This window comes from Limnohabitans sp., from assembly GCF_046052825.1.
GTDB lineage: Bacteria > Pseudomonadota > Gammaproteobacteria > Burkholderiales > Burkholderiaceae_C > Limnohabitans.
Genome location: NZ_JAVLFP010000039.1, coordinates 1 through 7822, shown reverse-complemented (window position 1 = coordinate 7822; position 7822 = coordinate 1). Strand labels below are relative to the sequence as shown.

Sequence of the window (7822 nt, the reverse complement as noted above, 5' to 3'; positions counted from 1 at the left end):
GCCACATCTGCCGTTTCCAGAGCGACGAATTGCGCCGTCTTGAGGGCCGCCACTTGTGCGGTGGTCAAGCTCTTGGCTTGGGCCGAGGTCAAGGCCACCACCTGGTCGGTCGTCAACGCCGCGGCTTGCGCGGTCGTCATGGCAGCCACCTGCGCCGTGGTCATGGCCGCCAAATCAGCCGTCTCCAAGGCTGCAACTTGTGCCGTCTTCAACGCCGCCACTTGGTCTGTCGTCAAGCTCTTGGCTTGGGCTGTCGTCAAGGCGGCCACTTGTGCCGTCTTCAAGGCACTCACTTGTGCGGTGGTCATCGATGCTACTTGTGCCGTTGTCAAGGCCGCCACTTGGTCGGTGGTCATCGCCGCAGTTTGCGCTGTGGTCAACGCAGTCACCTGCGCCGTGGTCATCACCGCCAAATCAGCCGTCTCTAGCGCTGCAACTTGCGCAGTCTTAAGTGCCGCGACTTGCGTTGCACTCAAGCTCTTGGCTTGGGCCGAGGTCAAGGCCACCACCTGGTCGGTCGTCAACGCCGCGGCTTGCGCTGTTGTCATCGCAGACACCTGCGCGGTGGTCATGGCCGCCAAATCTGCCGTCTCCAGGGCCGCAACTTGCGCCGTCTTCAACGCTGCCACTTGCGCCGTGGTCAAGCTCTTGGCTTGGGCCGTGGTCAAGGCCACCACTTGAGCGGTGGTCAAGGCGGACACACCTGCTGTCACCACCGCAGCAATTTGTGCGGTCGTCAGCGCAGCAACCTGTGCTGTCGTCAACGCTTTGGCCTGTGTGCTGCTCAGAGCAGCAACTTCGGTCGTGGTGAGGTAGGGAACTTGGAAGCTCGGATCAACAGCCGCGATCTGAGAGGTGATCAGCGAATAAATTTGGTCAACAGAAAAAGCACTGATGGCGGATGTGGACAGGCTGCCGATGCCCGACGAAGTGATGGCCACCACCTGTGCTGTCGTCAAAACTGCCACCTGTGCGCTTGTCAGGGCACTGATTTCTGCCGTTGTGGTGACAGCAATGTCTGCAGGAGCTAAAGCCTTGATCTCTGTGAGAGATTTGCTCGAAATACCAGTGATTGCTGACGCCATAGGAACACCCAATTCATCCGGAGACATTCCAGATCGTGTCTTTGGATCGACAGCAGTCGGTCAGACTTTAGAATTTTTTTTAATTATTTAAATTGAATCGATAAATAAGAATGAATCGCGAAAAATTAGATCTAAAACGCTACAAATCAAATCGGTTGAAATTCTGGATTCAAGTGGTTTCGAATCAAGGCACGAATTTGTTCGACCGATAAAAAGTCTGGATTGGTGCCAGACTCATAGGCAAAACTTGTCGCAACTGGCGCCGCTTTCAAGTTTGAAGCCAGATAACGCGCCTTGCTTGATGCACTCAAAATGGCATAGTAAGCGCCCAAATCGATGGTGTTGGGGCTGTCACTTTGCGTGATCATTTCTTCGTGCAATTTTTCTCCTGGCCTGATGCCCACGATGTCTTGACGGCAATTGGGGGCGATCGCATTTGCCACATCAACGATGCGGTAAGAGGCGATTTTAGGAACCAGAATTTCACCGCCCAATCCGCGCTCCAGAGCCCACAGGACCATCTCGACCCCTTCGTCCAGGGAAATGTTGAAGCGCGTCATGTCGGGGTCGGTGATGGGTAAGACACCGGTCTTCGCTCTTTCTAAGAAGAACGGAATGACGGAGCCACGCGAACCCATCACATTGCCATAACGAACCACAGAGAAACGCAAGTCCCGAGGGCCTTTGAAGTTATTGGCGGCAATGAACAGCTTGTCACTGCAGAGTTTGGTGGCACCGTACAAATTGATCGGAGCTGCCGCTTTGTCTGTCGACAAAGCGACCACGCGCTTGACTTGGGTGTCCAAGCAAGCCTCAATGAGGTTTTGCGCCCCCATGATATTGGTTTGGATAAATTCAAAGGGGTTGTATTCAGCGGCAGGCACTTGTTTTAAGGCGGCCGCATGCACCACGGTGTCAATGCCTTCCAATGCGCGACGCAAACGGTTCTGGTCCCTGACATCGCCAATGAAAAAACGCAACGCTGGGTATTTGGACTCAGGGAACTCTTGTTGCATTTCAAACTGCTTGAGCTCGTCGCGACTGAACACCACCAGGCGCTTGACCTTGGGGCAATGGTCCAAGACCGATCGCACAAAGGCTTTGCCAAACGAGCCGGTACCGCCTGTGATGAGAATAGATTGGTCGCAAATATCGATGGAAGAGTTCATGGCGCACGTCGACAAATCGACGCCCTGTGATGAAAGATGTACTCTCAAAGCAGGAGTCGTGCCAAATCAAAAGTTGGTCTGTTACTTGCTTCATCAAAGCACTTCCTCTCAACTGTCAAACCTTTGACACCCAAGCATGTCCTCAACAGACCACATTCCATATGGCCGCCACACGGTCACAGATGCCGATATTCAAGCGGTGGTGGATGTCTTGCGCTCTGACTTCTTGACCCAAGGCCCAGCAGTGCCTGCATTTGAAGAGGCCGTGGCAAGTTATTGCCAAGCCCAGCATGGCATTGCCGTCAACAGCGCCACCTCTGCCCTGCACATTGCCTGCTTGGCCTTGGGTTTGGGGCCCGGCGACTGGCTATGGACCAGCCCCATCACCTTTGTAGCGTCGGCCAACTGCGGCTTGTATTGCGGCGCCCAAGTGGACTTTGTGGACATTGACCCACGCACATTCAATTTGTGCCCCGTTGAGCTCGAGAAAAAATTGGCGTTGGCCAAGCAGCTTGGCAAACTGCCCAAAGTGGTGGTCCCTGTTCATCTGTGTGGGCAGTCTTGTGATATGGCAGCCATTCATGCACTGTCAATCCAATATGGTTTCAAAATCATTGAGGATGCGTCGCATGCGATTGGCGCCAAATACCAAGGCGCAGCCGTCGGCAACTGCCGCTACAGCGACATCACTGTGTTCAGCTTCCATCCGGTCAAGATCATCACCACCGCAGAAGGTGGCATGGCGTTGACCAACGACCCAGCCCTGGCCAACCGCATGGCACTGCTCAGGAGCCACGGCATCACACGGGACTCGCAACAGATGACCCACGCCTCCGAGGGGCCTTGGTATTACCAACAAATCGCGTTGGGCTTTAACTACCGCATGACCGAGCTACAAGGGGCATTGGGCTTGAGCCAAATGAGCCAACTTGACAGCGCCATTGCACGCCGGCACACCTTGGCCAGTCAATACGCGGCCTTGCTCCATGCGCTGCCTATCACGCTGCCTTGGCAGCATCCAGACACCCATTCCAGTTTTCATTTGTATGTGGTTCAACTCAACGCCAACATGGCGCATCTGCACAGAACAGTGTTTGAATCTTTGAGAGAACAAAACATCGGCGTGAATTTGCATTACATCCCTGTGCACACGCAACCGCATTACGCACAGATGGGATTCAGCGACAGTGACTTTAAGAATGCTCAAAATTACTACGCCAAGTCGATCAGTATCCCTTTGTATTCATCCATGACAGACGACCAACAACAGCAGGTTGTTGCTGCATTGGAAAAGGCCATCGCCGCATGAGAATCGCCATCATTCCAGCGCGCGGTGGCAGTCAGCGCATACCGCGTAAAAATATCAAAGTTTTTTGCGGCAAACCCATGATCGCCTGGTCCATCGAAGCCGCGCTTCAAAGTGGCTGTTTTGACCGCGTGATCGTCTCAACAGACGATGCTGAAATTGCCCAGGTGGCGCAAACTTGGGGCGCGGAAGTCCCCTTTGTCCGACCCGCGACGTTGAGTGATCACCACACACCCACGATTCCTGTGGTGGCACATGCCATCGATTGGCTGCAATCCCAGGGCGTCAAGCCGCAAGCGGTTTGCTGCATATATGCCACGGCGCCCATGATCACCATCGAGGATCTGCACCAAAGCTTGAACACTTTGGAATTGAATGCGTGTGACTATGTGTTCACAGCCACGAGTTACGCGTTTCCTATCCAACGTGCGTTCCAGTTGAGCGCACAACACCGTGTCGAGATGTTCTATCCAGAGCACTTTGGTACCCGGTCGCAAGACCTGCCTCACGCCTACCATGACGCCGGCCAGTTTTACTGGGGCCAAGCTCAGGCATGGCTGAACCAAACACCCATTTTCTCTTCCAATGCCATGGCACATCTGCTGCCAAGACACCGCGTACAAGACATAGACACACCGGAGGACTGGGACAGGGCCGAACGCATGTGCCAGGACCCAGTATCCCTGCGCGAATTAAACCAAGGATCCACACATGCCTAACCAAGCATTTGAAACAGAACAAGAAAAATTTTGGGCCGGTGAATTTGGCAACGCCTACATTCACCGCAACCAAGGGGCCGCTTTGCTGGCGTCCAATTTAGACTTCTTTGTCAAAGCGTTGAAGCAAGCGCGCAGCCTCCACAGTTGCATTGAATTTGGTGCCAACATCGGCATGAATTTGAAGGCGCTGCAGCTGCTTTTTCCGGATTTAGAAGCGCACGGCATTGAGATCAACCCAAGTGCGGCTGCTGAGTTGGCAAACACGATCCCCGCAGCCCATGTGTACCCCACCTCGTTGCTGAACTTCGAGCCCACACGCACATGGGATTTGACGCTCATCAAAGGGGTGCTGATACACCTCAACCCGGATGTCTTGCCCAAGGTTTACGACAAACTGGTCCGGTCATGTGGTCGCTATTTACTGGTGGCCGAGTATTACAACCCTTCGCCGATGGCCATCCCTTACCGTGGACATAACGACCGTTTGTTCAAGAGGGATTTCGCAGGGGAAATCATGGACCGACATCCCCAGATGACATTGGTCGATTACGGATTCGCCTACCGACGTGACCCTAACTTTCCACAAGACGACATCACTTGGTTTTTGCTGGAAAAGACATAAGTCCATGGGTATGCGTATCGCATTTCGCGCTGATTCAAGCCTGGCCATTGGCAATGGTCATGTGATGCGATGCGTCAGCTTGGCTCAAGTGCTTCGAACCCAAGGTGCGCAATGTATTTTTCTTTGTTCGAATGCCCCTGGCCATTTGAATGGTTATCTTCAAGCACAAGAGTTTGAAGTGCGTAGCCTAGGAAGCGAACACACTGATGCGCGCGAAAGCGCCGAAAGTCTCATGTCGAATTGGCAAGATGATGCACACGCCACGTTGAAAGCCATGGCACATGAGCGATTCGATTGGCTGATCGTCGATCACTACGGTCTCGACCAGCGGTGGGAAAGTTTGGTGTCTCACCATGTGCCTCGCCTGCTGGTGATCGATGATTTGGCCAATCGAAAACACCACTGCGAGTTGCTGCTAGACGCCAATCCTGGGCGTAGAGCTGAAGACTACATAGACTTGACTCCTGACTCGTGCCGTATTTTGGCGGGGCCCCACTATGCCTTGATTCGCGAAGAAATACGCAGATGTCGGACAGGTCTACCCGCTCCAATAATTTCAGAAACCAAGCTCAAAATCCTGGTGACGTTAGGCGGTGTCGACAAAGACAACATCACCTGCGACGTACTCACCGCACTTGATGATTTCGAATCCGAAGTCCCCCTGACCATCCAAGTTGTCGCGGGCCCTTTTGCCCCTTGGGTAGATGCAGTGATGGCGCTCTCTCGATCCATGCGTTGGCCAACGCGCGTGGCACAAAATCCCAGCCACTTCGTTGAATGGATGTGCACACACGATGTGGCCATTGGTGCCGCCGGTACCTCTGCCCTTGAGCGCTGTTATCTGGGCTTGCCTTCCATCAATTTTGTGTTGGCGCCCAATCAAAAAAACGGTGCCCATGCACTGAGAGAAGTTCACGCAGCAGGGTTGCTTGAATTGAACCAAGACTGGGAAAAATCTTTGCATCAACAACTTCACGAATTGTTGAAACCCGATCTGCGCCAAGCCATGCAAGAGGCTTGTACACGGGTCACCGATGGTCGGGGCACCGATCGCGTGACACAGGAGATCTGGCATGTCTGAGCTACCTTCTGGTGACATCAGACCCATGTGTGTGGATGACTTACAGAGGGTCTTGTCATGGCGCAATCACCCGAAGATTCGCCAACACATGCTCACGCAACATGTGATCACCGCAGAAGAACATCGACATTGGTTTGAACGTTCGACGCATGATCCGCTTCGAAAAATCATGGTGCTGGAACACCAAGGTCAACCATTTGGGTTGGTCCATTTCACAGGCGTTCAAGCGAACGCGAGCGTGGATTGGGGCTTTTATTTAGCCCCTGATGCACCGAAGGGAAGCGGTGTTCTTTTAGGGCAAAGCGCACTTGCGTTTGCATTTGAAACCTTGCACATCCACAAGCTCTGCGGGCAAGTGCTGGACACCAATGCCGCTTCGATTCGTTTCCACGAACGCCAGGGGTTTTCACTAGAAGGGCGTTTGCGGCAGCAAGTGTGCATTCAATCCTCTCACCGCGACCTCTTGTGTTTCGGATTGCTACACACCGAATGGTCTAACCGCCAACCCTCCAAGGACAGCCATGTCGAATCCTGATCCCATCCATATCGACGGCCGCAGCATTGGCGCGGACACAGCGCCCTATGTCATTGCGGAAATGTCGGCCAACCACAACGGTAGCCTTGAGAACGCCTTTCGCATCATCGAAGCAGCCAAGGCAGCAGGAGCACATGCCGTTAAATTACAGACTTACACCCCTGACACCATCACACTGAATGCCACCAGCGAAGACTTTCGCATCCAGGGCGGCTTGTGGAACGGTCGAACGTTGTATGACCTTTACCAAGAAGCGCACATGCCTTGGGATTGGCATCAACCTTTGTTTGAGCATGCGCGTCAATTAGGCATCACGATTTTCAGCTCCCCGTTTGACCACACAGCCGTTGACTTGCTAGAAAGCCTCGGTGCACCGGCTTACAAAATTGCCTCCTTCGAAGCCATCGATCTCCCACTCATCCGCTATGTCGCTCGTACCGGAAAGCCGATGATCATTTCTACCGGCATGGCGGACGATACAGAAATCCAAGAAGCTGTCGAAGCGGCTCAATCAGCCGGCTGCAAAGAACTGGCCTTGCTGCATTGCGTCAGTGGTTATCCCGCCCCGCCTGCCGATTACAACTTGCGCACTTTGCAAGATATGAAAGATCGCTTTCGCGTTGTCACGGGTTTGTCTGATCACACCTTGGACAACACCACCGCGATTGCCAGTGTGGCGCTGGGTGCTTGCATCATCGAAAAGCACTTCACCCTTAATCGCCAAGGCGGTGGGCCGGACGATAGTTTTTCACTGGAGCCCACAGAGCTGGCCCAACTGTGTCGTGGCACGCAAACGGCATGGGAAGCGATGGGGCAGATTGACTACGGACGCAAACCCAGCGAACAAGCCAATGCGCAATTCAGACGTTCGCTGTATTTTGTCAAAGCCCTGCAAGCGGGCGATGTGATCACACAGGACATGGTGCGCAGTGTGCGACCGGGGTTTGGTCTGGCACCCAAACACATGGATGAGGTTGTCGGCCGACAGGTCATTAGACCCATTGCTGTGAATTCTCCAGTCCGGTGGCAAGACCTTGTTTGAACGCAAAAAAGGGCTGAGTGCCTGAGCACCCAGCCCTAAACTGCCATCTTCATTTCACTTGTTGAGATTTATTTCAACAGCGACAGCACCATCTGTGGCGACTGGTTCGCTTGCGCCAACATGGCCGTGGCGGCTTGCTGAATGATCTGGCTCTTGGCCAAAGCCGTGGTCTCTTTCGAGTAGTCCGTATCCATGATGCGGCTTCTGGACGCCTCGGTGTTGGTCACCACGTTGCTCAGGTTGTTGACCGTGGCATTCAGGCG

At 53.7% G+C, this 7822-nt stretch carries 9 protein-coding genes and 1 pseudogene; 7 read left to right on the top strand and 3 right to left on the bottom strand.

Features of this window, described 5'->3' with window-relative positions; genetic code table 11:
• A pseudogene (locus ACKWJN_RS06420) lies at nucleotides 1-992 on the bottom strand (heme utilization protein); the annotation flags it as partial.
• Here ACKWJN_RS06420 and ACKWJN_RS06415 point away from each other — a divergent pair.
• Nucleotides 934-1176: a hypothetical protein gene (locus ACKWJN_RS06415; protein ID WP_408595523.1), complete on the top strand. Its 243-nt coding sequence runs from the start codon at nucleotides 934-936 to the stop codon at nucleotides 1174-1176. The pseudogene ACKWJN_RS06420 and the gene ACKWJN_RS06415 sit on opposite strands and share 59 nt — an antisense overlap.
• Before the next feature lie 55 nt (nucleotides 1177-1231).
• Here ACKWJN_RS06415 and pseB read toward each other — a convergent pair whose 3' ends face one another.
• Entirely contained in the window at nucleotides 1232-2254 is a 1023-nt protein-coding gene (gene pseB, locus ACKWJN_RS06410) for a UDP-N-acetylglucosamine 4,6-dehydratase (inverting) (protein ID WP_408595522.1), read from the bottom strand.
• 136 nt (nucleotides 2255-2390) lie between these two features.
• Here pseB and pseC point away from each other — a divergent pair, with 136 nt between their 5' ends.
• The 6 genes from pseC to pseI are packed head-to-tail and all read left to right on the top strand — an operon-like array spanning nucleotide 2391 to nucleotide 7559.
• A complete protein-coding gene (pseC, locus tag ACKWJN_RS06405) occupies nucleotides 2391-3563 on the top strand; it encodes a UDP-4-amino-4,6-dideoxy-N-acetyl-beta-L-altrosamine transaminase (protein ID WP_408595521.1) in 1173 nt (390 codons plus the stop codon).
• Nucleotides 3560-4279: a pseudaminic acid cytidylyltransferase gene (gene pseF / locus ACKWJN_RS06400; protein WP_408595520.1), complete on the top strand. Its 720-nt coding sequence runs from the start codon at nucleotides 3560-3562 to the stop codon at nucleotides 4277-4279. Before pseC ends, pseF begins: the two co-directional genes overlap by 4 nt.
• Nucleotides 4272-4901, top strand: coding sequence for a pseudaminic acid biosynthesis-associated methylase (locus tag ACKWJN_RS06395; RefSeq protein WP_408595519.1), 630 nt, complete (start codon nucleotides 4272-4274; stop codon nucleotides 4899-4901). The genes pseF and ACKWJN_RS06395 overlap by 8 nt, the downstream gene beginning before the upstream one ends.
• The gene (gene pseG / locus ACKWJN_RS06390) at nucleotides 4846-5982 is read left to right on the top strand and encodes a UDP-2,4-diacetamido-2,4,6-trideoxy-beta-L-altropyranose hydrolase (RefSeq protein WP_408595518.1); all 1137 of its coding nucleotides are present in this window, start codon (nucleotides 4846-4848) and stop codon (nucleotides 5980-5982) included. Before ACKWJN_RS06395 ends, pseG begins: the two co-directional genes overlap by 56 nt.
• A complete protein-coding gene (gene pseH / locus ACKWJN_RS06385) occupies nucleotides 5975-6517 on the top strand; it encodes a UDP-4-amino-4,6-dideoxy-N-acetyl-beta-L-altrosamine N-acetyltransferase (RefSeq protein WP_408595517.1) in 543 nt (180 codons plus the stop codon). Before pseG ends, pseH begins: the two co-directional genes overlap by 8 nt.
• Nucleotides 6504-7559 carry a pseudaminic acid synthase gene (gene pseI, locus ACKWJN_RS06380; RefSeq protein ID WP_408595516.1) on the top strand — a complete coding sequence of 352 codons (1056 nt, stop codon included), beginning with the start codon at nucleotides 6504-6506 and terminating at the stop codon, nucleotides 7557-7559. Before pseH ends, pseI begins: the two co-directional genes overlap by 14 nt.
• A gap of 68 nt (nucleotides 7560-7627) precedes the next feature.
• Here the strand turns inward: pseI and ACKWJN_RS06375 are convergent.
• Nucleotides 7628-7822: flagellin (locus tag ACKWJN_RS06375; RefSeq protein ID WP_408595515.1), on the bottom strand; the 195-nt coding region annotated here is incomplete at its 5' end.

Excerpts from the sequence above, each read along its gene's own strand:
- ACKWJN_RS06415 (WP_408595523.1), top strand. The coding sequence starts at position 934 with ATGGCCACCACCTGTGCTGTCGTCAAAACTGCCACCTGTGCGCTTGTC.
- pseB (WP_408595522.1), bottom strand. The coding sequence starts at position 2,254 with ATGAACTCTTCCATCGATATTTGCGACCAATCTATTCTCATCACAGGC.
- pseC (WP_408595521.1), top strand. The coding sequence starts at position 2,391 with ATGTCCTCAACAGACCACATTCCATATGGCCGCCACACGGTCACAGAT.
- pseF (WP_408595520.1), top strand. The coding sequence starts at position 3,560 with ATGAGAATCGCCATCATTCCAGCGCGCGGTGGCAGTCAGCGCATACCG.
- ACKWJN_RS06395 (WP_408595519.1), top strand. The coding sequence starts at position 4,272 with ATGCCTAACCAAGCATTTGAAACAGAACAAGAAAAATTTTGGGCCGGT.
- pseH (WP_408595517.1), top strand. The coding sequence starts at position 5,975 with ATGTCTGAGCTACCTTCTGGTGACATCAGACCCATGTGTGTGGATGAC.
- pseI (WP_408595516.1), top strand. The coding sequence starts at position 6,504 with ATGTCGAATCCTGATCCCATCCATATCGACGGCCGCAGCATTGGCGCG.